The organism is Arthrobacter sp. 2RAF22 (assembly GCF_052115325.1).
Classification (GTDB): domain Bacteria; phylum Actinomycetota; class Actinomycetes; order Actinomycetales; family Micrococcaceae; genus Arthrobacter.
Genome location: NZ_JBFRGL010000015.1, coordinates 67,583 through 91,598, shown reverse-complemented (window position 1 = coordinate 91,598; position 24,016 = coordinate 67,583). Strand labels below are relative to the sequence as shown.

The following is a 24,016-nucleotide window of genomic DNA, read 5'->3' as shown; positions in this document are numbered from 1 at the left end:
CGAAGCGCCGTTGCGCATGTTGATGAACAACCTGGACCCGGAGGTCGCCGAGCGTCCGGATGACCTGGTCGTGTATGGCGGCACGGGCCGGGCTGCCCGGTCCTGGGCCGCGTTCGACGCGATCACCCGGACCCTGGAGACCATGGAGAAGGACGAGACGCTGCTGGTGCAGTCCGGCAAGCCCGTGGGCGTGTTCCGCACGAACGAGTGGGCGCCGCGGGTGCTTTTGGCGAACTCGAACTTGGTGGGGGACTGGGCGACGTGGCCGGAGTTCCGCCGCCTGGAGGCAGAGGGCCTGATGATGTACGGGCAGATGACCGCCGGGTCCTGGATCTACATCGGCACCCAGGGCATCCTGCAGGGCACCTACGAAACCTTCGCCGCCGTCGGGAACAAACTCAGGGCCGCAAGGCATGACACTGCCCGCCGCCTGGCCCCGGCCCCGGAGGGTTCCACCGAGGGCCCGCTCGCGGGAACGCTGACGCTGACCGGCGGGTGCGGTGGCATGGGCGGGGCCCAGCCGCTCGCGGTGACCCTGAACGACGGGGCCTGCCTGATCGTGGACGTGGACGAGTCCCGGCTGCGCCGCCGGGTCGGCAAGCGCTACCTGGACGAGGTCGAAACCGACCTGGACACCGCGATCGCCAAAGTCCAGAAAGCCAAGGCCGAGCGCCGCGGCTGGTCCGTCGGCTACGTGGGCAACGCCGCCGAAGTCTTCCCCGAACTCCTGGCCCGCCACCGGGCCGGGGAGATCAGCATCGACGTCGTGACGGACCAGACCTCCGCGCACGACCCGCTCTCCTACCTGCCCGAGGGCATCACCGTGGAAGAGTGGCACGCCGAGGCCGAAGCGGACCCGGAAGGGTTCACCAAGAAAGCCCAGGCCTCCATGGCCCGGCACGTCCAGGCCATGGTCGAGTTCCAGGACGCCGGGGCCGAGGTCTTCGATTACGGCAACTCGATCCGCGACGAGGCCCGCAAGGGCGGCTACGGCCGGGCGTTCGAGTTCCCCGGCTTCGTCCCGGCCTACATCCGGCCSCTGTTCTGCGAAGGACTGGGCCCGTTCCGCTGGGTCGCGCTCTCCGGKGACCCCGAAGACATCGCCGTCACCGAYRMSGCGATCAAGGAACTGTTCCCGGAGAACACCCACCTGCACAAATGGCTCGACGCCGCCGCCGAACGGGTCGAGTTCGAAGGCCTCCCGGCCCGGATCTGCTGGCTSGGCTACGGSGAACGYGCCAAGGCCGGGCTGCTGTTCAACCAGCTCGTCGCCGAGGGCAAGGTCAAGGCCCCGATCGTGATCGGCCGGGACCACCTGGACTCCGGCTCCGTGGCCTCCCCGTACCGGGAAACGGAGTCCATGAAGGACGGCTCCGACGCGATCGCCGACTGGCCCCTGCTGAACGCCCTGACCGCCGCGTCCTCCGGGGCGACCTGGGTCTCCATCCACCACGGCGGCGGCGTGGGCATCGGCCGCTCCATCCACACCGGCCAGGTCTCCGTCGCCGACGGCACCGAGCTCGCCGCCCAGAAACTCGAACGCCTCCTCACCAACGACCCCGGCATGGGCGTCATCCGCCACGCCGACGCCGGCTACGACCGCGCCATCGAAGTCGCCCACGAACGCGGCGTCCGCATCCCCATGAACCCGACCATGACGGAAACCAACTAACCAGACCCCACACCCCCAACTAACTCGCATTAGATGTCGTTATGGGACCCCAAAACGACAACAACTGCAAGCTAGTTGGGAAGGTCAACTGCACATCTGAGGAAGGATCACTTCCATGATCGAAATCGACGGCAAACGGCTGCAGCTGGCCGACATCGCGGCCGTGGCAGGGGGCGGAACAAAGGTGACGTTGGCGCCGTCGGCGGTTGACCGGATGGCCGCATCCCAACGGTCCGCTCGTGCGACGGCACTGTCCCGACCCGTCTATGGGCGGTCAACAGGCGTCGGGGCCAACCGCTCCGTGGCACTGGACGCCGCGAACAAGGACGCCAACGTCCACGGCTTGAACCTCTTGCGCAGCCATGCCGTCGACGCCGGACGCGTCCTTGACCAGGAAACCGTCAGGGCCATGCTTGTCATCAGGCTCTCGCAGCTTGCCGCGGGCTCGTCCGGCATCAGCCCATCTGTGGCCGACGCAGTGGTGGACATGCTCAACGCCGACGCTTTGCCGGAGGTGCGGGAATTCGGCGGAATCGGCACAGCGGACCTGGCTGCGCTGGCGGGAACGGCCCTCACCCTCCTCGGTGAGCGCCCCACCATGGAGGGCAAGGACGTCCCCGCGCCGCTGGAAACCTGGGCCACCGAGGACGCACTTCCCTTCATCAGCTCCAGCGCGCTCACTATCGCCCAGGCCACACTCGCCCACCAAAGACTCGCCACGCTCGTGGAAAACCTGACCACGGTGAGCGCCTTGTCCTTCGCTGCAATGTCCGGGAATCCCGAGGCATTGAGCCCTGAAGTCGCGCGGGCAGCTGATTCGCCCGCAGTCACCGAGGTGGCTGGGGTTCTGCTCGGCCTCGTGGAAGGCAGCGGTGCGCCGGCGAGGATCCAGGACCCGTACTGCTTGCGCACCCTGCCTCAGGCCCTCGGCTCGGTGGTCGAGGAGTTGGACGCGCTCGGTACCCTTTTGGAACGCTTGGTTGTGGCCGGTCATGAAAACCCCCTAGTGTTCGGTTCCGCAGAGGAGGGCAGCAATGGAGTAGCCCACCACGGCCTCTTCCAGATGACCAGCCTCGCCCGCCGCATTGATGCCCTGGAACTGGCCATCGGTGCGGCGTGCGCCACGAACCTTCGGAGGATCAGCTTGCTCTGCGACCCGGCGTACACCGGCCTGCACCGATTCCTTGCGGGCGACGACGCCGGCCAGTCCGGCGTCATGATGCTGGAATACGTGGCAGCCGCAGCGGTGGGCCGAATTCGGGCCAATGCCCAGCCCGTGAGCCTGCAAACCGTGGTGCTCTCGTTGGGCGCCGAAGAGGATGCCAGCTTCGCGAGCGTGGCCAGCTCCCGCATGGATTCCACCGTGCGGGCGCTTTCTACGGTGGTTGGCATCGAACTCCTTTGCGCATCGCGGGCGCTCAGGCTGCAGGGCAGGACACGAGGAGAATTTACGAGTCCTCGGTTCCGAAAAGCCTTCGACGCCGGTCTATCGTTGCCCGCCGACGTGCAGGACCGGGATCTCCGCCCCGACGTCGATGCCGCGTCCCACCTGGCGACCCTTCCGGAGTTCGGTCACTAAGCGTGCTTAGCTATTTACTGTCGCCCCGGACGGGCGTACCTTAATATCCAAACACCGCACTGGGGAGGTGGCGTGTTTGGCTGGGTCTCTGGGGTGCCGTCGCGTTTCTTTGGTTCGCCCCGTTCTTCTCGCCGTTTTTGGCGCATTGGCGTGGTTGCTATGGCTGGCCGGTCCTTCGCAGGCAGCTAGCGTCCTGCCGACGATTCCGGCTGTCCCTGCCGTTCCCTCAGCTCCAACCATTCCCCTTTCATCCTCCCTGCTCCCGTCCCCGTTGCCCGATCCGATCGGGCCAGTGGCCCACAGCCTGTTGTCCGCCATTCCTAGTCCGACGCAAGTGTCTGCCCTTCCCGGAACCGTGGTCAGCCAACTGCCCGGCTCCACGGCGACTCGCCTTGTGACCGCGCTCACCGATCCCGCGAGCTCCTTGGTTGATACGGTGGTCGGCACAATTCCGGCGTTGCCCGGGTTGCCTTCGGTACCCCAACTGCCTCCAGGGCCGGCCTTGCCGCCGCCATTGCCGCCATTGCCTGGTGTCCTGGATCCTCCGGGACGAGGCCTTCCAATCGGCGCAGTCCCAGGCATTCCGTTGAGGGCTCGGGCCGAAAGCGAACACGCGTTGGCATATCCCACGCTTTTGCCAATCCCCGGACGCGGAGCGGCGACGAGCATGCGGATCCCCGGATTCATTCTGGCCGACCTCGTTGTCCTGCCCCCGGCAGTGCTGGCGACGACGGAAATGCCTCAGCTTCCGGGCGGCCCTCCGCCCGGCAAACAGGTCCCTCCGGTGGCACCGCCCCAAGAGTCTGGCTCGACGTCGGAATCGCAAGGCGGCTCGGCCGCCAACGGCGCGGCGGACCTCCCTGAACAACGTGCACTGGCGCCACCGCTCCACAGAAGCCCCGTCCCCGACGGTGGGCAAGTCCCCCCAGCCGAACCTGCGTTCGATCCGGGGTCAACTCCCGACTGAACAGGTCAACCCTGTCCCCGTGGCAGGCACGACCATCCGCGCTAAACAGCGCGGGACCAAGTCTCAGTCAGGAGAAAGACAATGCAAGTCCAAATCAGTAGCAACCACGCAATCCGGGCCACGAAGACATCAACCGGCCGGATCATAGGAAATTGGCCCGACCCCATGCAGAAGGGAGGTATATAGATAGCATCGCGACAGGCGCTCAGCGCCCATAAGGGAACAAGGACGCCGGCCGCGCAGTCAATCTGACTGCACGGCCGGCGTCATGATGCTGAAGGTAGGAACGCCTCCCTTTAGAACAGGGCGTTCACCACAGCCTGGGTGAGCTGGTGGAAGATGTCGGTGCGGGCCGGGATATCGCTCTCGTCCTGGCCTTTGGTGTAGACCACGAAGGCGTAGGAGTTGGTCCCGTTGGTGAGGATGCTGGCGTCGTGGAGTTCGTCGTCGAGCAGTCCGTACTTGTGGAAAACAGTGATTCCGGCTGGCACCGCGGCGGGGATGAGCGATTCGTAGTTGGTGTTCTGCATGTAGGACAAAAGCTGTGCGGTGTCTTGCTGGTTCAACAGCTTCCCGCCGTAGAGCCCGGCCATGATGCTTGCCATTTCGCTTGGAGTCAGCGTGTTGTTCATGGGGTCATAGCTGACGCCGATCGAAGCGGCATAGGACTGGAGTTCCGAAAAGCCAACCGCGTCCATGATCAAGGACCAGGAGTCGTTGTCGCTGTCCTGGATCATCTCTTTGATCTGGAATCCAGCCGTGTAGTCGCCCAAGGGATCGTCAAGGGACACTACGCCCGTTTCGACGAGGTGATAGTACGCGGCGGCAGCCAGGACCTTTGCGGTGCTTGCTGCCTCGAACGGCGCCTGGACCCCGTACTGATGGCTCGAGCCATCGGACAGGTCGATCAGGGTGACGCCAATCTGGTACTGGCTGTTCGCGTCGATGATGGCGTTGATCTCCGAGTCCAACGCGGGAGTCACGCCGGTAGCCGGCGCGGCCGGCGCTGCGGCTGCGGGAGCGGCGACGGCTGGGGCGGCGCTCGGAGTCTCGGCCGCGGTCGACGGCGGTGCGGCGGCTGCCGTCGTCGGGGCCGCTGCCGTCGGGGAGGCGGTTGGAACAGCTGCCGACGGCGTGGCGCTGGCTACCGCCGATACGGTTCGGGAGACGGATGAGCGGGCATGCGCAGCCGAGTAGACCGTGGCCGTCAGGGTCAAGGCCAGAATGGCCGCGAAGGCTGTCAGCAAGGCCGATCGACGTCGGCGGGGACTCCAGCTGTTCCACCGACTTCTCTTTCGTCCGGACCCTTGGCCGGGACGACGGGGCTCTCGCTCTTCCATAATGAACCAACCGTAGCTACTGCAGCTATGTGAGAGCTATGAAAATCCTGTCCATCAGCCACGTGTCGCCTGGGTGAATATCAGGCGTCACGGATCGGCGAGCCCAATACCGTGAACCGGGTGCCGCCCATCTCACCGGACAGCAGTGGCATCGTCTCACTTATCGCGGCCCGGACGCTGTCCAGCTTCAGCGAACCTTGGTGTGCTTCCGCCGATTCCCAGAGTTCGCAGACAAAGACCGTGTCCGGCGATTCTTCGTTGACGCCCACCTCGTAGAGGAGGCAGCCCGCGCCCCGGAGCTCCGGTTTCGGTCTGAGCAGGATGGATACAACGGCGTCGCGTTGGCCGGGTTTCGTGCCGAGGCTTCCTACGTTTGCAAAAGTCATGGGCCCATTGTGCTTCATTCCTCCGACGTTATTGGGGAATCTCGTACCGGCGGACAAAGTTGCCGAGGATCTTCATTGGTTCGGTCGCGGTGATCTTCCGGGCGTCGGCCATCAGCTGCTCAGCAGCCTCAGGCGGGAAGTATCCGGCGTGGCGATAGGTGTCGATCCGTGTGACGAGGCCTTCGGCGTCGAGCTCCGGATGGAATTGAGTGGCATAAAGGTTCTTCTTGATCCGGAACATCTGCACCGGGCAGGCGGCCGAACCAGCCAGCAACACCGCGTGCCCCGGCAGGACCGTGCAGGCTTCCTTATGGCCGGTAAAGGCGACAAAGCGCTCGGATATGCCTTGGAGGAGCGGGTCCTGGATGCCCTCCGCTGTGAGTTTGATGGTTACCCCGCCGAGTCCTTCACCATAGGTACGGTCAATCACGGCCCCCTGGTGAAGTCCCAAGGTTCCCACTCCGTAGCAGGCCCCCAGGAAGGGAAAGTCGGCGGCAACAATCGTGTCCAGCAACTGCGCGAGTTCCTTCTCCACCCGTTTCTGGACCGGGCTCTTGTGCTCCGGCGAGTCGCTCGAAGTGAAGGGGCTGCCTCCCACGATCACGCCGGAATAGTCGGAGAGCCTGAGCGGCGGCAGGGGCGCCGCCTCCATTCGGATGCGCTGTAGCTGCTCGGGAGCGAGCCCTCCAAAACGAAGATACGCCTGGTACTCTTCCTCGGCGGCGGCGTCTTCGGCGCGAGATGCGAGCAGGAGAAACGGCTTCACAGGCTAAGTGTGCGCCCGGTACCCGTGACGCGCCAGCGTTCGGCTGAAACATCCTTTTCGGGGCGGTGAGCCGCCGTTCACGTGCGAGAAATGTCCCGAATTCCGGCCGGGTGAAAGGATTTCACCTCCGTTGACTCGGGAATCCGCGGAATCACGGGGATCCCCGCCACCCTCTCCAGGTGGCCTCGCGTCCCCGCCGGGGGGCCGTTAACATTCCCGAAACATGCCCGTCATGCGTTCTTCACGCCGAGTCAAGTTATGTAACGTCCCCGCAATTTTTCCTCGCATTGCTTGAAACACGGAACCGGAAATATTGGGCAGGGGAAGAACGGGGCCACGCTACGGCGGCCCTCCTAGGCATTCCGATAAGAAGGGAAACGCACGTGGATATCACTGCGGAAAACGTTTGGGTGATGGTGTCGGCGGCACTTGCACTGCTCATGACCCCGGCACTCGGCCTCTTCTACAGCGGCATGACCCGGGCCAAGGCCTCCCTCAACATGATCATGATGAGCTTCATCTCCGCGGGAATCGTAGGCGCCGTGTGGATCCTGTGGGGCTACTCGATGATCAGCGGCAAGAGCGTACTGGGGATCTTCGGTAACCCGTTCAGCAGCTTCGGCTCGGCGGACTTGGTCGGTTCCACCGATCTCATCAAGCTCGGCTTCAGCGCTACGTTCGCTATCGTCACCGTGGCCTTGATCAGCGGCGCTATCGCCGACCGCGCCAAATTCACTTCCTGGGTCATCTTCGTCCCCATCTGGATCACCCTCGTGTACTGTCCCTTGGCTTTCATGGTCTGGGGCGGCGGCCTGCTCAGCCCCGGCGGAGCCATCAGCTCGGTCTTCGGCCAGGTGATTGACTTCGCAGGTGGCACAGTGGTGGAAATCAGCTCCGGCGCCGCCGCGTTTGTCCTAGCGTTGATCCTGGGCAAGCGGCACGGCTTTGGAAAAGACCCGAACCACCGCCCGCACAACCTCCCCTTCATCATGCTTGGCGCCGGCCTCTTGTGGTTCGGTTGGTTCGGTTTCAATGCCGGCGCGGCCACGACGTCGGCGCAGGCCGGCTTGATCTGGGTCAACACCCTTGTAGCCCCGGCTGGTGCCATGCTCAGCTGGTTGGTCACCGAGAAGATCCGGCACGGCCACCCCACATCCTTGGGCGCCGCATCCGGCGTCGTTGCCGGCCTCGTGGCTATCACTCCGGCCTGCGCCAACGTGGCTCCTGCCGCAGCCCTTGGCCTGGGTCTGGTGGCCGGCGCAGCCTGCGCCGTGTTTGTCGACCTGAAACACAAGTTCGGCTTCGATGACTCCCTCGACGTCGTGGGCGTCCACCTTGGTGGCGGGCTCGTGGGCACGCTCGCGCTCGGATTCATCGCGCTGCCGGTAAACGGCAAGGGCGGAGGACTGTTTTACGGAGGCGGACTCCAGCAGCTCGTGGCGCAGATCGTCGCCATTCTGGTCACCCTTGCAGTATCTGGAATCATGACGGCGATCATCGCCCTGGTCATCCACAAGACCGTTGGATTCCGGGTCAGCCACGAAGCCGAGGTGGCTGGCGTGGACTTGTCCGAGCACGCCGAGACCGCCTACGAGTTCGGCAGCATGTCCCGGAGCCATTTCAACGCCATCCCGCACGTTGCTGCCCTCCCCCTCGTCAACATCCCGGTTGCCGCCCGAGCCACCGCCGCCCCGGTTTCAGCCCGTGCCGCCGCCGTCGCCTCGTCGCCCGCCGCCGCCGTCCAGCTCCAGCGCGAAAAGCAAACCGACCCGGCTTAGGCGAGGCGGGCATTTCCGCCACTGCAGGGGACGCGTACGCTCAACTTGTGGATATCGTCGATTTCCTCTCGGACCGCCTGGACGAGGACGAGGCTGCGGCGCGGAAACTCCTCGGCGACCGTTCCGTCTCCGAGGCGGGCAAATGGTACGAGCGGCGCCTTCTCTTGGAATGCGAATCAAAAAGAAGGCTGCTCAGCATCGTGGAATCCGCACGGCAGACGGCCCTGGCCACGATGGTTCGCGGCACGCTTGGGGACACCCCCCAGTGGATCCCGGAATCGATCGAATGGACCACGAAATCTCTGAATGCCCTCGCGCTGCCCTATTCGGACCATCCGGACTTCGAACCGGAATGGCTGGCGGGGACGTAGCCCCGGCCCGCCCATCGCGGACTAGGCTTCCAAGCACAAATCGGCAAGATCTTGCCGAAATGAGGTTTTGACGGCTTCACAACAAGCAAAATCATTACTTTCGGCAGCATCTTGCCGATCTTGGCAAAATGGTTCAGAATTGACCAAGAATACTGTCAAATCGGCAACATCGTGCCGGATCATCGGAGACTCGTGGAAGACCTAGCGGCGATTGCGGCCACCATCCGGAAAGCCCGCAAAGAGGCTGGAATCACGCAAGCTGACCTTGCCGACCTTGCCGGGACTTCCGAAAGGACCGTGCGGGCGATTGAGACCGCCACCGGAAATCCTTCGCTGGGGGCCGTCGTGGCCGTAGCCAACGCCGTCGGCCTGCACATGGCAGCAGTCTGATGGCCGACGATTTCGAGGAGTTGAAGTTCGTTCGTGCAGCGGACGTTCACAAAGGCGGCGTCCTGGCGGGCCACCTTGCCCGCACTGGCCAGGGCGGGGTCAGTTTTTCCTACGCGGCGGAGTACCTGACATCCGGTTTGCCCGCGGTTGCCAGTTCGCTGCCCGTGACGGACCATCCCGTCGAGACTCCCGCTGGCGCTCTTCCGCCGTTCTTCGCGGGCCTGCTGCCGGAGGGGCATCGGCTGAGCGTGCTCAGGGACGCTACCAAAACCAGCTTCGACGACGAACTCACCCTCCTGCTCGCAGTCGGCGCCGACGTGCCAGGAGACGTCCAAGTGGTCCCTAGCGGCGAAATTCCCACCGAACCGGCACCCCTTGCCGACACATCCAGGCCCGAGGAATTGGACTTTGCCGCCCTCGCCAATGCAGTGGACCGCCATGCCATCCCCGGAGTGCAGGACAAGGCAAGTGCCTCCATGCTGACCACGCCACTGTCTCTCCGGGGGCAGCGGTATCTGCTCAAACTCGACCCGCCCAACCACGCACACTTGCTGGTAAACGAAGCGCTGCACCTTTCCGCCGCCAAGGATCTCAAGATCCCTGTAGCGAAGAGCCATATCATCGCCGACATGCACGGGCTGCCTGGGTTGCTGGTGGAACGCTTCGACCGCGTGCAGGACAAGGATCGCTCCTGGGTGCGCCTACCCATGGAAGACGGAGCCCAGGTCATGGGCCTGCCACCGGCTTCCAAGCATTCCGTGACGTCGGAGGACGTCGCTGCTGCGCTGGCCGGGCAGTGCAAGGCCCCACTCGTGGCAAGCCGCAATCTGTACCTGCAGTTCGTCTTTGCCTGGCTGACCGGGAACGGCGATCTCCATGCCAAGAATCTCTCGATCCTCGGGGACCGGCACGGAGGATTCGTTATGGCCCCGATCTATGACATTCCATGCACGCTGTTATACGGAGACGACTCGCTCGCGTTGCCGTTGTCCGGGAAAACCAAAAACCTCAAGGCGAAGCACTGGGCCGATTTCGCGTTCGCCCTCGGCCTACCACAACGCGCCGCAACCGCCGCAAATACATTGGCCCTGTCAGCCTCTGGGAAGGTCAAGTTGGAGGACCTACCGTTCACTGGGTCACCGCTCCGAGGCGCCCTGCGGGAGTTGAGGTTCCGGAGAGGAGAGCTGGCGGGCTGACTGGCGCACCCACACTCTGAGGCCTGCTAGATCGACTGCCGGTATCCGAAGAACTCGTAGTCTTCGTTGTAGCCGCCGAATCCGCCACCCACGTCGGAGAAGTCCGCTACGAACTCGATGCCCTTGATCCATTTGACCATCTTGAAGCCGAGCTGCACTTCGTTGCGCAGCCGAAGTGGCGCCCCGTGTCCGTACGACAGCGGCGCGCCGTTCATGTCATAGGCGAGCATGGTGAGCTGATAGCCCATCTGCTCGATCGGATGCGCATCGTAGTAGTCGCCCTCATCCGGCCCCTCACCCAACGAATAGAACACCACCCACTTTGCTTCGGGTGCCGGCTTGACCAAGTCGAGGATGGCCTGCATCGACACCCCTCCCCATTTGGCTACTCCCGACCAGCCCTGGATGCAGAAGTGTTGCGTAATCTGCTCGTGGTAATCCATTGCTCGCAGCTCGGCGAGGCTCAACTCGACCGGATTGCCCACGAGCCCGTTGATGCGCAAGCGGTAGTCCCGGAAATCGTTGTCAAAGAGATTCTTGTACTCGTCGGATTCGGGATACTGGCCGTTCAGCCAGAGGCGCGGCGAGATGTCCTTCTCCGTGTACTGCCCCGGGCGTGAGTCGATGTGCTCGAACAACCGCTGTGCCGGGCCGATAAGGGCGTAACCGGCCCTCTGGACGAGCCGCGGATGCCGAATGGTGAGCGGAGTAGCAGCGACCCAGCCGACGATGATGACCACCATCGAGGCAGCGAAAATCCAGAACCCCGTCCAAGACTGGTCGTTGCGCCCCGCGTACATGTGGTTGAGGTTCTCCAGCGCCCCGGTAGTGAGAACCAGAGCCACGTGAAGGACGATGAACAACAGGAACCAGCACAGCACCAGGAAGTGCAAGGAACGTGCCATCTGGATGTTGAAGACCGAGCTGATACGCCGAAACCGCGTGGAGAGCGCCGGGGACATGCCTAGCCCGGTGATGAGGGCCAGGGGTGCAGCGATGAAGATCGTGATGAAGTAGGCGATCAGTTGCAGGCTGTTGTAGTTGGTCCATCCGCTCTCGGTAGGCCATTCCAAGGAGAGGTATTGGATGACAACCGAGATCGAGTTGGGGATGACGTCCCAGCTCAGCGGGACCACGCGCATCCACTGGCCCGTCGCGAACAACAGCACGAAAAAGACGACTCCGTTGACCAGCCATAGCGTATCCCAAGGTGCCACCAGCGCGCGAGCCCGATCGAGTGCCGTAGCCCTGGCAGGCCGACCTGCAGAGGGAGGCTGATCGAATCCTTCTTAGCCGTCCACAGTGGATCTTCGGGTACTGGCTTCTGTACCCGGAACCAATCCCGTCCCGGCGTCGAATGTCGCGTCCAATAGAGTCGCGGGTGGTCCGTGAGTATCTGTGCACCCGAACGGATGATGAAGATCAGGAAGAACATGTTGAGGAAGTATTGCCAACCCAGCCAGGCTGGAAAGCCGACGGGGGCGCCCTCCGGCAGCTTTGAGGCTCCCGGATAGGTCTTCAGGAACGACTCGACGGGCGGCAGCCCGCGGATCCCTTTCGCGACGGCGACCGCGACGATGAGCAGCACGAAGCCGATCGGAATCAACCAGAGCAGATTGAACCACTTGGTGGGGCTGATCCGAACACGCGGGGCGATGCCGCGATCCTGCGGAAGCGAACCGGCGAAGGTCATCGGGTCGATGACGTCCTCCCCGCGCTTCAATTCACTCCGGAAGCTGCCCTCGGCACCGGGTCCGGCTTGCGACGTCGGACCCCTCCGCTGCGGGTCCTGCATCGGATCCTGCGGCATCGGTTTGTCAGCTGTCATGAGGCCGAGCCTAGACCCCGGCGGGGTTGGATGATGAAACTGGATCGTCGCCCTTGGCGAATCCACACTGTCCCGCCCCGCTTCATCAGTTCACTGATGATTTAGCTGATGGTTCCCTGTGAGTCGGACCAACGTGTTTCGGGGCTCCTAGCTTTGGGACCATGAAATTCAAAACAATCCCGGTCATCATCGGAACATTGTCTTGTGTGCTGGTCGGCAGCGCTGCGTTCGCGGCGGTCTCCACCTTCGCCGGCCCCCACGAGGACGGAACGGCAGTCACTTCAATCGGCATGCGCGTCACGCCGACCGGACAGCAGACCTCACTTGGGGACCTCCCGCTGAACTCCGCCATCTCCCCCGACGGCAAGCGGCTCGCCGTCACGAACAACGGTCAAGGTACGCAGTCGCTGCAACTCGTGGATCTCGCAGACCACGAGGTAGACCAGACCATCTCCTACAAGTCCCCGGAATCCCTCTACATGGGCTTGGCGTGGAGCCCCGACGGCACCAAGCTTTACGCCAGCGCGGCAGCAAACTCCAAGATCCGCACCTACGGCTACTCCGGCGGCAAGCTGGCCGAAGGGGCGCCCATCCAGCTACCCACCACGACGCCCGCGGGTAAGGCAGTCAATCTCTTTCCGGCCGGATTGGCGATCACGCCCGACGGCAAGCGGCTGGTTGTCGCAGATCAGCTCGCTGACGCCGTGTCCGTCGTCGACCTCGCCACCGGAAACGTCTCGACGACGCCAGCCGGTCACCGGCCGCTTTCGGTCGCCGTTTCCCCGGACGGCACGACGGCGTTCGTCACCAACCAGGGCGCCTCGGACATCTCCGCGGTGGACATCACAGGCGCCGAACCGAAGGTTTCCCGCACCGTCACGGTGGGTCTCCATCCCAACAAATCCGTCCTATCGAAGGACGGCCACACGCTTTACGTTGCCAACGGCGACGACGACACCGTCTCGGTTGTCGACACCGCCGCCGGTACAAGCACGAATATCAGCGTCGCACCTGAAAAGGGCGCACCGGTGGGAACCAATCCCACCGGACTGGCCTTGGACGAAGCCGGCCACCGCCTGTTCGTGAGCAACTCCGGTAACAACGACGTCGCCGTCGTCGACCTCGCCCAGAAGGCAGTCGCTGGTGTGGTGCCCGTGGGCTGGTACCCGAGTTCGCTGGCCTTCCGCGGCGGGACATTGCATGTCACCAACGCGAAAGGGCTAGGCGCCGGGCCAAACAACGGACCTGGCCACCCAAACCCCGAGTCAACCGCTCCGGCCGCCGAAAACCAGTACAGCGGATCGATGATCGTTGGCACACTGAGCAGTTTCAGCGTGCCGGAGGGCGGTCAGCTGCAGAAGGCCACCGAGCAGGTCAAAAACAACAATCGCCCGGACACCGCCGGCGGCAACATCATCCCGCGCCAACCCGGCCAAGAGAGTCCCATCAAACACGTGATCTACGTGGTCAAGGAAAACCGCACCTACGACCAGGTGCTTGGGAGCCTCGGCAAGGGCAACGGGGATCCCTCACTGAACCTCTTCGGCGATGAGTCCGCACCGAATATGCGGGCCCTCTCCAAGAAGTTCACCACCATTGACAACTTCTACGCCGATGCTGAAGTGAGCGCCAACGGATGGAATTGGGTGGCCTCTGCCAACTCGAACCCGTACGCCGAGCAGATGTGGCCGGCCAACTACTCGGGTCGCAAGGCACCGTATCCCAGCGAAGGAAATGCCCCTGAAATCGCGGCCCAACAGCCTGACAACACGTATGTCTGGCAGCGGCTCGCCAAGGCAGGCATCAGTTTCCGCAACTACGGCTTCTACGTTTCCAATAATGCCGGCACGTTCAACGCCGCGGACCCCGTCCTGGATGCGCAGACCGACCACAACTACCACGGTTACGACCTGAACTGCCCTGATTCGGCGGGATCGTTCGCGCCGCTGAAGCCTGGCTGCGGTACCCCACGTATTGAAGAATGGGCCAACGACTTCCAGTCCCAAGTGACATCCGGAACGGTTCCCACGGTCCAGTTCGTGCGCCTGCCGAATGACCACACCCAAGCCACCCGTGTTGGCGCCCCCACGCCAAAGGCTTATGTCGCGGACAACGACTACGCGCTCGGCAAGCTGGTGGACACCGTGTCCCACTCTTCCGCCTGGAAGGACACCGCCATCTTCGTCACGGAGGATGACGCTCAGAACGGCCCGGACCATGTGGATGCGCACCGCACCTTGGCGCTGGCCATCAGCCCCTACACCCAGACAGGGAAAGTCGATTCGACCTTCTACAGCACGGCGTCAATGGTCCGTACCATCGGCCTCATTGCCGGCATCGGTCCGCTGACCCAGTTCGACGCGTTCGCCACTCCCATGAACGCATCGTTCACGGCCAAGCCTGACAACACGCCGTACACCGCGCTCAAGCCCAGCTACGACATGACCACCGTCAACGGGGCAAACGCTCCGATGGCCCCGCAGGTGGCCACCCAAGACACTGCCACCGAAGACAAGATCGATGAGCAGCTGTTCAATAAGTCCATCTGGCAGTCAGTGAACGGTGCTGACTCGAAGATGCCCGAACCCCAACACAGCGTGATCGGCTCCGGTTCCAGCAGCCAGCCGGCTGCGAAGGATCCTGACGGCTAGCCAGATCCTCTTTGGCAGGGCGGTCACCAGAATCGGGTGGCCGCCCTTCGCCGCGCCTGCGCTGAGCCTTGGATAAAAAACGGGCACACTCCCCTGTCAAAGAATTAGTCCAGAATCTATTCTGTTGATGGACCGGTACAAATATGGTCCGCCAGGCCACCGGCACGTCCCGGGAAGCCCATCCCGCTCCGGGGGCCGTCTCTACGAGGAGGCGTCCATGTCAACTCCCGATGTGCCAACCCGGGGGCCCGCAAGGCCCGGTCCGTATATTGCGGCCGGAATCCTGCTGGCCATCTCCATTCTGGTTCCGCTGTTCGTCCCGGCGTATTCGATTGACCAGCCGCGGCTCGCAGGTATGCCCTTCTTTTACTGGTACCAAATGCTCTGGGTTCCGATCACCGCGGCCATGGTGGGCGTCTCCTACCGGCTGGTAACCAAGGAAGACCGTCGCCGCCGCGAGGTCGCGCGGGGCGCACGCACTCGGGAGGAAGAACAATGAGCGGGCTCGCCGTCCCTCTGGCGACCACGGGGGATCGGCCCGTCAACGGCGTCGCGCTCACCGTCGTCGTCGTGCTCTTTATCCTGGTGGCGGTGCTGGGCTTCTTCGCGGCGCGATGGCGCGCTGGCAAGGAAACGGGCCTGCACAGCCTCGATGAGTGGGGCCTCGGTGGCCGCGGTTTCGGAACCTGGGTGACGTGGTTCCTCCTGGGCGGGGACCTCTACACGGCCTACACGTTCGTGGCGGTGCCGGCGGCGATGTGGGCCACTGGCGCCGTGAGCGGTTTCTTCGCGGTGCCGTACACGATCGTGCTCTACCCGATCGTCTTCCTGCTGATGAGCCGTTTGTGGTCGGTCTCGCACCGGCATGGCTTCGTCACGCCGGCGGACTTCGTTGGCGGGCGCTATGGCAGCAGGGCGCTGACGGTTGCGGTGGCCCTCACGGGCATCGTTGCGACCATGCCCTATATCGCGCTGCAACTGGTCGGCATCAAGGCGGTGCTCACCGTGCTGGGCCTCGGGAGCGCTGAGAATGTGCTGCTGACTGACTTACCGCTGATCATCGCATTCGTGGTCTTGGCCGCCTACACCTACACCTCGGGCCTTCGGGCGCCGGCGCTCATCGCCGTCGTGAAGGACCTGCTGATCTACCTCGCGGTCATCGTCGCTGTGATCTACCTGCCGATCAAGTTCGGGGGCTGGGACAACATCTTCGGTGCAGCCCAGACGAAACTCGACGCCGTCAGCCCGGCCACGGGCAAGCCCGCCGGCGTCTTCATCCCGGGTGCCGCCAGTTACTCGGCATACTGGACGCTGGCCCTTGGCTCGGCCATGGCGCTGTTCATGTACCCGCACTCGGTCACTGGAGTCCTGGCGACGAAGAGCAGGAACACCATCCGCAAGAACGCCGCCGTCCTTCCGCTGTACTCGCTTATGCTGGGATTCCTCGCCCTCCTGGGTTACGCGGCAATCTCTGCGGGCACCAAGCCGATAGACCTGAACGGTGCCGTCAATCCACAGCTTGTAGTTCCGCAGTTATTCCTGGACAACTTCCCCTCGTGGTTTGCAGGGATCGCTTTGGCGGCTATCGCCATCGGCGCCTTGGTCCCGGCGGCCATCATGTCGATCGCTGCCGCCAACCTGTTCACCCGCAATATCTACCGCGACCTGATCCGGCCCGACGCCGACCCGCGGCAGGAAGCGAAGGTCTCCAAGATCGCCTCGCTCGTGGTGAAGTTCGGGGCGCTGATCTTCGTCATCGCCATGGACCAGTCCGCCGCCATCAATATGCAGCTCCTCGGCGGTATATGGATCCTGCAGACCTTCCCGGCGATCGTGGCTGGGCTCTACACCCGATGGTTCCACCGCTGGGCGCTGTTCGCAGGGTGGGTCGCCGGGATCATCTACGGCACCGTCGCTGCATACAACGTGGTCAACCCCGTGACGAAGGCTAACTTCGGCGGCTCCATCGCAGCCATCCCGGGCACCAATGTGCAGGTCTACATCGCGGTCGTCGCGTTTGCCATCAACCTCATTGTCGCTGCCGTCCTATCGCTGGTCTTCCGCGCGATGAAACTTCCCGACGGGAAGGACATCACCCGGAACTCGGACTACGGGGCTGACGAGGACGATCCCAAGGTTGCCCAGCTCCAACGCGAGTACCCACTGGGCGAAACGGGAGGCGGCACGTTCTGACCGGATCTGCTCGCTAGCGCTTCATCGACATTGCCACAGCAGCGATATCCCGCGGTGTCGTCCGGCACGAGCGCCAGAAGGGCCTCAGCCTCCGCGAAGGAAGGCAACGTCTCACAGGCCAGCAAGTCCACCCGCGCCTCCACCAGCGCCCCCATCCGCGGCCGGTGGAACTCCTTGAACTCGCGCTGGGTGAGGACGTAGTCGCCCCGATACTCCGGTGGCGAGAGCACCATCCACTGTCAGGTTTGCACCCGAATCGAGCAGGCACGACAAGCTGGCGCTGCGGCTGCCCTTGCTTTCCATAGCTTGAGCCTACGATCCTTCTGCCGGGTTTGTTTGCCTAGGCTGGTTGGCGTAGTTCGCGTTGGTGGCGCCGGTTAAACAGGTCCCCGAAATAGTGTGCCGCCATGACGGGCGGGTCTCCGTTCAAACGCGTTCCTGGCAGGGGTGGTGCTGTGGATCGGTAGGTATGTCCGGTGGGGGTGAGGATGTCGAGGACATGCCGTGTCCCGGGGCTGGTTCTTGCTGTCCTGGTTTTTGCTGGTCTGGTTTGTGCTGTCCAGCCGTTGAGTTCTTTGGTGTGGTTGCATGCCTCGCACAGACCCGCCCCGTTGTGCAGGCTGGTGGGGCCGTCGTCGTGCCAGGGGATGATGTGGTCGAAGTGGCGGATCGGTGCGTCGCAGTAGGGTGTCCGGCAGGTGTCGTCGCGGGCCTGGATGAAGCGCCGCAGCCCGGGCGGGAAAAACCGGGACCGGGAATCGACGGCGACGAGTTCACCGGTTCCGGGGGCCGTGAACAGGCGACGGAGCCAGACCGTGAAGTCGTGCGTCTCTTCGGCTTGGTCCTGGCCGGACCGGCCATCCTTGGTGTTGCCGGTGGTGCTGAGTAGTGTCCTCGCCCAACCAGCAGGCACGATGCCGTAGCCGGGGAGCCGGGCCGGTTCGCTCTCGCCTTGGAACAGGGTGCGGTCGGTCATGACGAGCTGGACCTCAACCCCGCTGATCCCGCCGGGGGTGCCGGTGATGCGTTCGACGAGCGCGTCGGCCATGATCTGCCCCCGGGTCCGCGTGTCCCCGGTTGAGCGCAGGGTGTCGGCGTGCCGGGTCAGGGCCGCGTGCACGGCCACGCCTTGGGCGACGGGAAGCAGGGCGGTCAGGTAGGTCATGGTGTCCGGGGCCGGGCGCAGGGACACGTGACGTTCCTCGGCGGCACGGGCCGAGCGTTGCGTGACGGAGCGGGGGTCGCGCCGGTAGGCCGCGGCCCGCGCCGCGGCGATGATGGCCTTGTCTCCGGCGCCGTCGAAGGTTCCGGTGTCGGCGGCGAGTTCCTCATCCACGGCGCAGCGGTCTTCGGCGGACAGGCAGGCTGTTTCCTTCACCAACAGGGTGGCGCGCCATTCGTTCAGCTGTCCCGATTCCAAGGCGGCCAGGGTGCGCGGCATCTCTGTGACCAACGCCTTCGCCAGTCCGGAGAGCCGGGATCCGCGGGCGGGCGACTCCCGCCGGGCCAAAGCCACCTGGGCGGCCACGCCGCGGCCGCGTTCGTCGGTTGGCACACCTGCCGCCGCCTCGGCGCTGCGCTGGGCGGCATCGAACGTGACAGCGATCCGGGCCTGCGCGGCTGAGGCCGCTGACTTCAGATCCTCCAGTGCCCGCAGCAGGTCAATCAATTCGGCCGTGTCGGCAAGTTCAGCGAAGCCGCCATGTTCGGTGCCGCCGGACGGCGCAAAGGCAGCGGCCGGGCGAAGCGATCTCACGGCATCGATCAACTCGCGCACCCGGAGGCACGGGCCAGCAGCCTCCGGAACCGCGTCGCCGGTTGGCGCGACCGCTCCGATCAGCTGTGTTCCCCGATTGCCATCCATAGGAAAAGCTTCGCAAAGGGGTCTGACATTATTAGGCCCGAGAACCACGCCCGGGCGAAAAATCTTGGGAAGGGGCCCGGTTTTTTGGGGTGGGCCTGCGAAGGGCACCAGACAGCCCGGCCGTCGCCAGGGCCACTGATAGGCGTAGGCTATCGATCGATTCGGAAGTCCAGCCAGAGGAGCCCCATCATGGACACACGAAAACTAAAGTACTTCCTCGCCGTCGTCGACCATGACGGGTTCAACCGCGCCGCCGAGCATTTGCTGATCGCACAACCGTCGCTTTCCCAAACCATCGCGAGCCTCGAGAAGGAAGTCGGCGTTCCGCTGTTCCACCGCATCGGCCGCAGGGCGGTCCTCAGCGAAGCCGGCAAGGAATTGGTCGGGCCGGCCAGACTCGTCATGCGGGACCTCGACGCCGCACAATCAGCTGTTCAGTCACTCCGAGGCATCAGGAGCGGCCGGCTCGACATCATCACTATGCCTTCGCCGGGCATCGAGCCGCTGACGTCTATGATCGCCGCCTTCACCAAGGCGTACCCGGCGGTCCGGCTCAACGTCAGTGCTGCCTTCACGCCCGAAGAAGTGATCGAATCGGTCCGGAACGGCAGCTCCGAAATCGGGCTGGCCGGCTCGCCTACGCCCATCTTGGTCCCCGGCGTCGAGGTCCTCGAACTCGAAAAACAACCGCTCATCCTGATCGTCAACCCGCAGGCCGACACCTTCGGCGCCGAGCAATCGGCCATCCAACGTGAGGATCTCGGGGGACAGCGCATCATTGCGAGCCAGCGAGGCTCCCTCATGCGTTGGCTCGTGGATGATGCGCTGGCGCACGGCGTACAGGTGGAGATCGTCGTCGAAGTCGCCCACCGGACCTCCATCTTGCCCCTCGTTTTGGCGGGCGTCGGGCACGCGGTGATGCCGTCGTCGTGGGCTCCTACCGCGCACAAAGCCGGCCTGCGCACAATGCTCATCGAACCAGTGAGCCACCTGGACGTCGCGGTGCTCAGCCGCAAGGACAACCTCACTCCGGCGGCCAAGGCGTTCTTGCAGGTCGCTGCGGAGCACACCGAAGATTAGCGCGCTCGACTGCAAGAAAAGATAGGCGCCACCTATCAGCCGTATCGAAACTAAGTCTTGGACGCCACCTACCCGCCGCCCGTCTACTTGAAGAGGAAGGCAGTGTGACTCTGCTAACAAACTCAACGAGGAGGTAGGCATGAGCGCCACCCAGAAATTCAGCATCGCATCAATCCCCGCAGACGGCGTCGGCAAGGAAGTTGTCTCCGCAGGCCGCCGCGTCCTGGACGCCCTGGCCGCAAACTCCAACGGCAAGTTCGCCTTTGAATGGACCGAATTCCCGTGGGGCTGCGGCTACTACGAGAAGACCGGCCAGATGATGGACCCCAAGGGCCTGGACGCCCTCAAGGACTTCGACGCCATCTACTTCGGAGCCGTCGGCTGGGAGAACGTCCCGGACCACATCAGCCTCTGGGGCCTGCGCCTGAACATCACCCAGAACTTCGACCAGTGGGCCAACATCCGCCCGGTCAAGTTCCTCCCCGGTATCGAGTCCCCGCTCCGCAAGGCTGACAACACCGAGCTCGACTGGATCGTTGTCCGCGAAAACAGCGAAGGCGAATACGCCGGACTTGGCGGACGCAACCTGAGCGGCCGCGGCCCGGGCAACGAAGTTGCGCTGCAAACCGCGCTGTTCACGGAGAAGGGCTGCGAGCGCATCATGCGTTTCGCGTTCGATCTCGCACGGACCCGCACGGTCAAGAAGGTCTCGTCCGTCACCAAGTCGAACGCCCAGCAGTACGGCATGGTCCTGTGGGACGAAACCTTCAACCGCGTCGCCCTCGACTACCCTGACGTGCGGACCGAGAGCGTCCTGGTTGACGCCATGAGCGCCAAGTTCATCCTCCACCCGGAGGAATTGTCGGTGGTGGTCGCGTCCAACCTGAACGCCGACATCCTCTCGGACCTCGGCTCGGCACTCGCCGGCAGCCTTGGCCTCGCCGCGAGCGCCAACCTGAACCCGGAGCGCCGCTTCCCGTCGATGTTTGAGCCGGTCCACGGTTCCGCACCGGACATCGCAGGCAAGGGCATCAGCAACCCCATCGGGGCCATCGCCAGCGCCGCGTTGATGCTGGACCACTTCGGCCTGCACGAAGAAGCGCGCCTGGTCGAGGCGGCCATCGAACAGACCACAGCCGCCGGATTCTTGACCCGCGACGTCGGCGGCGAAGCCACCACGGACGACGTCACCGAAGCGATCATCAAAACAATCAGCCACAGCCTCGCCGCCGTATAACGTCCGGTGACGTACGACGGCGGCTGGCCGGCCGCCGTCGTACCTCCCGCGGAGGTCCCTCCAACTTTCTCCACAGACATTCCACAATGAGGTAGGAATCATGGAACACATCAACAAAGCCGGCGCAGCTCCGGCACCCAAGACCCGGCGCGTCAAAACAGCGTGGTACCGGCAACTGTATTTCTGGGTTCTGACCGCCATTCTCATTGGCGTCCTGCTCGGCTGGCTCGCGCCGACCGCGGGCATTGCCATGGAACCGATCGGGACCACGTTCGTCAATGCGATGAGGATGCTCATTGGCCCGATCGTCTTCCTGACCATCGTCGGCGGGATCGCGAGCGTCGCGGACCTGAAGAAGGTCGGGATGACAGGCCTGAAGGCCCTCACCTACTTCCAGCTCGGCACCATTTGTGCGCTCGTGTTCGGCCTTGTCGCGATCAACATCTTTCGGCTGGGCGAGGGCGTCAACGCCGCGGCCGGCACCATCAAGACCACTGATGCCGCGGCCAAGCTCATCGACGCCGGCGCACACCAGGAATGGTGGCAGTTCCTGACCAACATCATCCCCACGAGCATCGTTCAGCCCTTCATCGCGGGCGACATCCTCCAGATCATCTTCATCGCGGTTGTCTTCGGCATCGCGTTGAACGCGATGGGCAAGTTTGGCGCGCCCGTGCTCGACGGCGTGCAGCGGCTCACCGGTGTGATGTTCAAGATCCTGGGCTTCATCATGAAGGCCGCGCCGCTGGGTGCATTCGGCGCCATGGCCTTCGCGGTCGGCAAGTACGGCGTGTCCTCCCTGACCAGCATGGGCGGACTGATCGCACTCTTCTATGTCACTTCGATCCTCTTTGTCGTGGTGGTCCTCGGCTCCGTCATGGCGTTCCTGAAGCTGAACATCTTCACGATGATCAGGCACTTCAAAGAGGAATACCTGATCATTCTGGGCACCTCGACCGCCGAACCGGCACTGCCGGGACTGATGCGCAAACTCGAGCACGCAGGGGTTAAGAAGGAGACCGTGGGGCTTGTTGTCCCTACCGGCTACAGCTTCAACCTCGACGGCGCCGCGATCTACCTTTCCCTGGCCGCCGTATATATCGCCCAGGCCACCAACACGCACCTGAGCATCGGCCAGCAGTTGGGGCTCATCGCCGTCATGCTGCTTACGTCCAAGGGTGCTGCAGGCGTCGCGGGCGGCGGTTTCATCGCCCTCACCGCAACGTTGGCCACCATCGGTACCATCCCGGCCGCGGGCATCATGCTCATCTTCGGCATCGACAAGTTCATGTCCGAATGCCGCGCCCTCGTAAACTTCACCGGCAACGCTGTCGCGACGCTGTTCATCGCCTGGTGGGACCGCACCCTCGACGCCGACCGTGTCCGCCGCGTCTTCGCGGGCGAAGTCGTGGAGCCGATTCAGGCGGTTGAAATTCCCGCGCCCGCTACCGCCGTCGAGCCTTTTCAGCCCGCCGACCGCCGTCCCGCCTACTCAGAATCCATCTGACATGAGCAACGCAACTGCCCCGATGAGCGTCCTCATCGCGCCCGACAAGTTCAAAGGCAGCCTCACCGCCGGCGAGGTGGCGGACGCCCTGGCAACAGGGCTCCGTTCCGCCGGAGCGGTGCAGTGTGAGCTGCTGCCGCTGGCGGACGGAGGTGACGGCAGCGTGGATGCCGCCGTCACCTCCGGGTTCGCCCGCCACGCTTTGGTGGTCCCGGGGCCGACCGGACAACCCGTCAAGGCGAGCATCGCGTTCGACGGGGTCACTGCTGTTGTGGAGGTGGCGAATACTTGCGGTTTGGGACTGTTGCCGGACGGGCGGCTCTTGCCGCTTGATGCGTCGAGCCGAGGCTTTGGCGAGTCTGTTCTCTTTGCCCTTTCGTTGAGGCCGGCGCGGATCGTGCTGGCGCTGGGCGGAAGCGCGAGCACCGACGGAGGAATGGGCATGCTCACCGCCCTGGGCTTCCGTTTCCTCGATGCTTCCGGCCGTTCTTTGGAGGGCAACGGGCGGAACCTTGGCCTTGTTCATTCTGTGGATGCGCCTCCTGGGCTGATTGGTGTGGAGCTGATTGTCGCGAGTGATGTGCATAACCCGCTCTGCGGGCCGGACGGTGCGCCGGCGGTTTTCGGTCCGCAGAAGGGCGGATCGCTTGCGGATGTTGCAGCGCTCGACGCCGGTCTGACGCACTTTGTCTCTGTGCTCACTTCGGGCGGGTTTGAGAGTGCGGCGTCCCTTGCCGAGCATCCCGGCGCCGGAAGCGCCGGCGGGATCGGCTTTGCGTGCCTGTTGCTTGGCGCTTCCCAAGTATCCGGGGCGGACTACTTCCTGGACCTCCTGGACTTCGACACCCGCAAGGACGGCTGCGACGTCGTCATCACGGGCGAGGGCAGCATCGACGAGCAGACCCTCGCCGGAAAGCTGCCGGCCGCCGTCGCGCGCCGCTCGGGCACCCGGCCGATCATCGCCGTCGCGGGCCGCTCGTTGCTGCCGCGGGAGCGGTGGCCCGAGATGTCGCTCTCGCGTGTCTACACGCTGACGGACTACACGGATCTGGACTCGTCGAAGGATCCTGGGCTTTCGGTGGAACTGCTGCGGCGGATCGGGCGGGAGATTGGGGAGGGGCTTGGGCGCTTAGGTGGCATGTAAACAGACACGCCCGACTTCCGTGATCTCTTGCTGCCGCGGGTCTACGGTTGGCTCAATGTCGGATTGG

19 protein-coding genes and 1 pseudogene are annotated in these 24,016 nt (G+C 64.1%); 13 read left to right on the top strand and 7 right to left on the bottom strand.

What is annotated here, in order from left to right; all coding sequences use genetic code 11:
* On the top strand, nt 1-1,672 hold a 1,672-nt coding region (locus AB4068_RS12535), incomplete at its 5' end, for a urocanate hydratase (protein WP_441433553.1).
* Between the two features lie 115 nt (nt 1,673-1,787).
* Nucleotides 1,788-3,251, top strand: a complete 1,464-nt coding sequence (locus AB4068_RS12530) for an aromatic amino acid ammonia-lyase (protein ID WP_441433552.1) — start codon at nt 1,788-1,790, stop codon at nt 3,249-3,251.
* Between the two features lie 1,263 nt (nt 3,252-4,514).
* On the opposite strand, the gene AB4068_RS12525 is transcribed toward AB4068_RS12530, so the two are convergent.
* From AB4068_RS12525 to AB4068_RS12515, 3 genes are all read right to left on the bottom strand, one after another.
* Entirely contained in the window at nt 4,515-5,465 is a 951-nt protein-coding gene (locus AB4068_RS12525) for a serine hydrolase (RefSeq protein WP_441433551.1), read from the bottom strand.
* Nucleotides 5,466-5,638: 173 nt separating this feature from the next.
* Complete coding sequence (locus AB4068_RS12520) at nt 5,639-5,944, bottom strand: putative quinol monooxygenase (RefSeq protein ID WP_441433550.1); 306 nt, start codon at nt 5,942-5,944, stop codon at nt 5,639-5,641.
* 28 nt (nt 5,945-5,972) lie between these two features.
* Complete coding sequence (locus tag AB4068_RS12515; protein ID WP_441433549.1) at nt 5,973-6,710, bottom strand: glutamine amidotransferase; 738 nt, start codon at nt 6,708-6,710, stop codon at nt 5,973-5,975.
* Between the two features lie 383 nt (nt 6,711-7,093).
* Here AB4068_RS12515 and AB4068_RS12510 point away from each other — a divergent pair, with 383 nt between their 5' ends.
* The 4 genes from AB4068_RS12510 to AB4068_RS12495 all read left to right on the top strand — a co-directional run bounded on the left by AB4068_RS12510 (nt 7,094) and on the right by AB4068_RS12495 (nt 10,445).
* The gene (locus AB4068_RS12510; protein ID WP_441433548.1) at nt 7,094-8,488 is read left to right on the top strand and encodes an ammonium transporter; all 1,395 of its coding nucleotides are present in this window, start codon (nt 7,094-7,096) and stop codon (nt 8,486-8,488) included.
* Nucleotides 8,489-8,535: 47 nt separating this feature from the next.
* Nucleotides 8,536-8,859 (top strand): DUF6221 family protein, encoded by a 324-nt coding sequence (locus tag AB4068_RS12505; RefSeq protein ID WP_332602963.1) that lies wholly within the window; start codon nt 8,536-8,538, stop codon nt 8,857-8,859.
* A 192-nt stretch (nt 8,860-9,051) separates the two neighbouring features.
* Complete coding sequence (locus tag AB4068_RS12500) at nt 9,052-9,249, top strand: helix-turn-helix transcriptional regulator (RefSeq protein WP_284992068.1); 198 nt, start codon at nt 9,052-9,054, stop codon at nt 9,247-9,249.
* Entirely contained in the window at nt 9,249-10,445 is a 1,197-nt protein-coding gene (locus tag AB4068_RS12495) for a type II toxin-antitoxin system HipA family toxin (RefSeq protein WP_441433547.1), read from the top strand. The genes AB4068_RS12500 and AB4068_RS12495 overlap by 1 nt, the downstream gene beginning before the upstream one ends.
* Nucleotides 10,446-10,471: 26 nt before the next feature.
* Here AB4068_RS12495 and AB4068_RS12490 read toward each other — a convergent pair whose 3' ends face one another.
* On the bottom strand, nt 10,472-11,614 hold the full coding sequence (locus AB4068_RS12490) for a molybdopterin-dependent oxidoreductase (protein WP_441433546.1): 1,143 nt from the start codon (nt 11,612-11,614) through the stop codon (nt 10,472-10,474).
* Entirely contained in the window at nt 11,569-12,273 is a 705-nt protein-coding gene (locus AB4068_RS12485; protein WP_441433545.1) for a hypothetical protein, read from the bottom strand. Before AB4068_RS12485 ends, AB4068_RS12490 begins: the two co-directional genes overlap by 46 nt.
* A gap of 161 nt (nt 12,274-12,434) precedes the next feature.
* Between AB4068_RS12485 and AB4068_RS12480 the strand changes: the two genes are divergently transcribed.
* The 3 genes from AB4068_RS12480 to mctP all read left to right on the top strand — a co-directional run bounded on the left by AB4068_RS12480 (nt 12,435) and on the right by mctP (nt 17,117).
* Nucleotides 12,435-14,924, top strand: a complete 2,490-nt coding sequence (locus tag AB4068_RS12480) for an alkaline phosphatase family protein (protein WP_441433544.1) — start codon at nt 12,435-12,437, stop codon at nt 14,922-14,924.
* Between the two features lie 217 nt (nt 14,925-15,141).
* Nucleotides 15,142-15,423, top strand: a complete 282-nt coding sequence (locus AB4068_RS12475) for a DUF3311 domain-containing protein (protein ID WP_284992064.1) — start codon at nt 15,142-15,144, stop codon at nt 15,421-15,423.
* A complete protein-coding gene (gene mctP, locus AB4068_RS12470; protein ID WP_441433543.1) occupies nt 15,420-17,117 on the top strand; it encodes a monocarboxylate uptake permease MctP in 1,698 nt (565 codons plus the stop codon). Before AB4068_RS12475 ends, mctP begins: the two co-directional genes overlap by 4 nt.
* Before the next feature lie 59 nt (nt 17,118-17,176).
* Here mctP and AB4068_RS12465 read toward each other — a convergent pair.
* Nucleotides 17,177-17,332, bottom strand: a pseudogene (locus tag AB4068_RS12465) (homocysteine S-methyltransferase family protein); the annotation flags it as partial.
* A gap of 125 nt (nt 17,333-17,457) precedes the next feature.
* Entirely contained in the window at nt 17,458-18,981 is a 1,524-nt protein-coding gene (locus tag AB4068_RS12460) for an HNH endonuclease (protein WP_441433542.1), read from the bottom strand.
* A 189-nt stretch (nt 18,982-19,170) separates the two neighbouring features.
* Here AB4068_RS12460 and AB4068_RS12455 point away from each other — a divergent pair, with 189 nt between their 5' ends.
* The 4 genes from AB4068_RS12455 (at nt 19,171) to AB4068_RS12440 (ending at nt 23,949) form a co-directional block, all read left to right on the top strand.
* Nucleotides 19,171-20,061, top strand: coding sequence for a LysR family transcriptional regulator (locus tag AB4068_RS12455; RefSeq protein ID WP_306961977.1), 891 nt, complete (start codon nt 19,171-19,173; stop codon nt 20,059-20,061).
* A gap of 139 nt (nt 20,062-20,200) precedes the next feature.
* Nucleotides 20,201-21,298 carry a tartrate dehydrogenase gene (locus AB4068_RS12450; RefSeq protein ID WP_284991939.1) on the top strand — a complete coding sequence of 366 codons (1,098 nt, stop codon included), beginning with the start codon at nt 20,201-20,203 and terminating at the stop codon, nt 21,296-21,298.
* A gap of 100 nt (nt 21,299-21,398) precedes the next feature.
* Entirely contained in the window at nt 21,399-22,805 is a 1,407-nt protein-coding gene (dctA, locus tag AB4068_RS12445; protein WP_441433541.1) for a C4-dicarboxylate transporter DctA, read from the top strand.
* A gap of 1 nt (nt 22,806) precedes the next feature.
* A complete protein-coding gene (locus AB4068_RS12440) occupies nt 22,807-23,949 on the top strand; it encodes a glycerate kinase (RefSeq protein WP_441433540.1) in 1,143 nt (380 codons plus the stop codon).
* Nucleotides 23,950-24,016: the final 67 nt, after the last annotated feature.

Coding starts and splice junctions, on each gene's coding strand:
- AB4068_RS12485 (WP_441433545.1), bottom strand. CDS start 12,273: ATGACAGCTGACAAACCGATGCCGCAGGATCCGATGCAGGACCCGCAG.
- dctA (WP_441433541.1), top strand. CDS start 21,399: ATGGAACACATCAACAAAGCCGGCGCAGCTCCGGCACCCAAGACCCGG.
- AB4068_RS12530 (WP_441433552.1), top strand. CDS start 1,788: ATGATCGAAATCGACGGCAAACGGCTGCAGCTGGCCGACATCGCGGCC.
- AB4068_RS12440 (WP_441433540.1), top strand. CDS start 22,807: ATGAGCAACGCAACTGCCCCGATGAGCGTCCTCATCGCGCCCGACAAG.
- AB4068_RS12450 (WP_284991939.1), top strand. CDS start 20,201: ATGAGCGCCACCCAGAAATTCAGCATCGCATCAATCCCCGCAGACGGC.
- AB4068_RS12460 (WP_441433542.1), bottom strand. CDS start 18,981: ATGGATGGCAATCGGGGAACACAGCTGATCGGAGCGGTCGCGCCAACC.
- AB4068_RS12520 (WP_441433550.1), bottom strand. CDS start 5,944: ATGACTTTTGCAAACGTAGGAAGCCTCGGCACGAAACCCGGCCAACGC.
- AB4068_RS12480 (WP_441433544.1), top strand. CDS start 12,435: ATGAAATTCAAAACAATCCCGGTCATCATCGGAACATTGTCTTGTGTG.
- AB4068_RS12455 (WP_306961977.1), top strand. CDS start 19,171: ATGGACACACGAAAACTAAAGTACTTCCTCGCCGTCGTCGACCATGAC.
- AB4068_RS12475 (WP_284992064.1), top strand. CDS start 15,142: ATGTCAACTCCCGATGTGCCAACCCGGGGGCCCGCAAGGCCCGGTCCG.
- mctP (WP_441433543.1), top strand. CDS start 15,420: ATGAGCGGGCTCGCCGTCCCTCTGGCGACCACGGGGGATCGGCCCGTC.
- AB4068_RS12495 (WP_441433547.1), top strand. CDS start 9,249: ATGGCCGACGATTTCGAGGAGTTGAAGTTCGTTCGTGCAGCGGACGTT.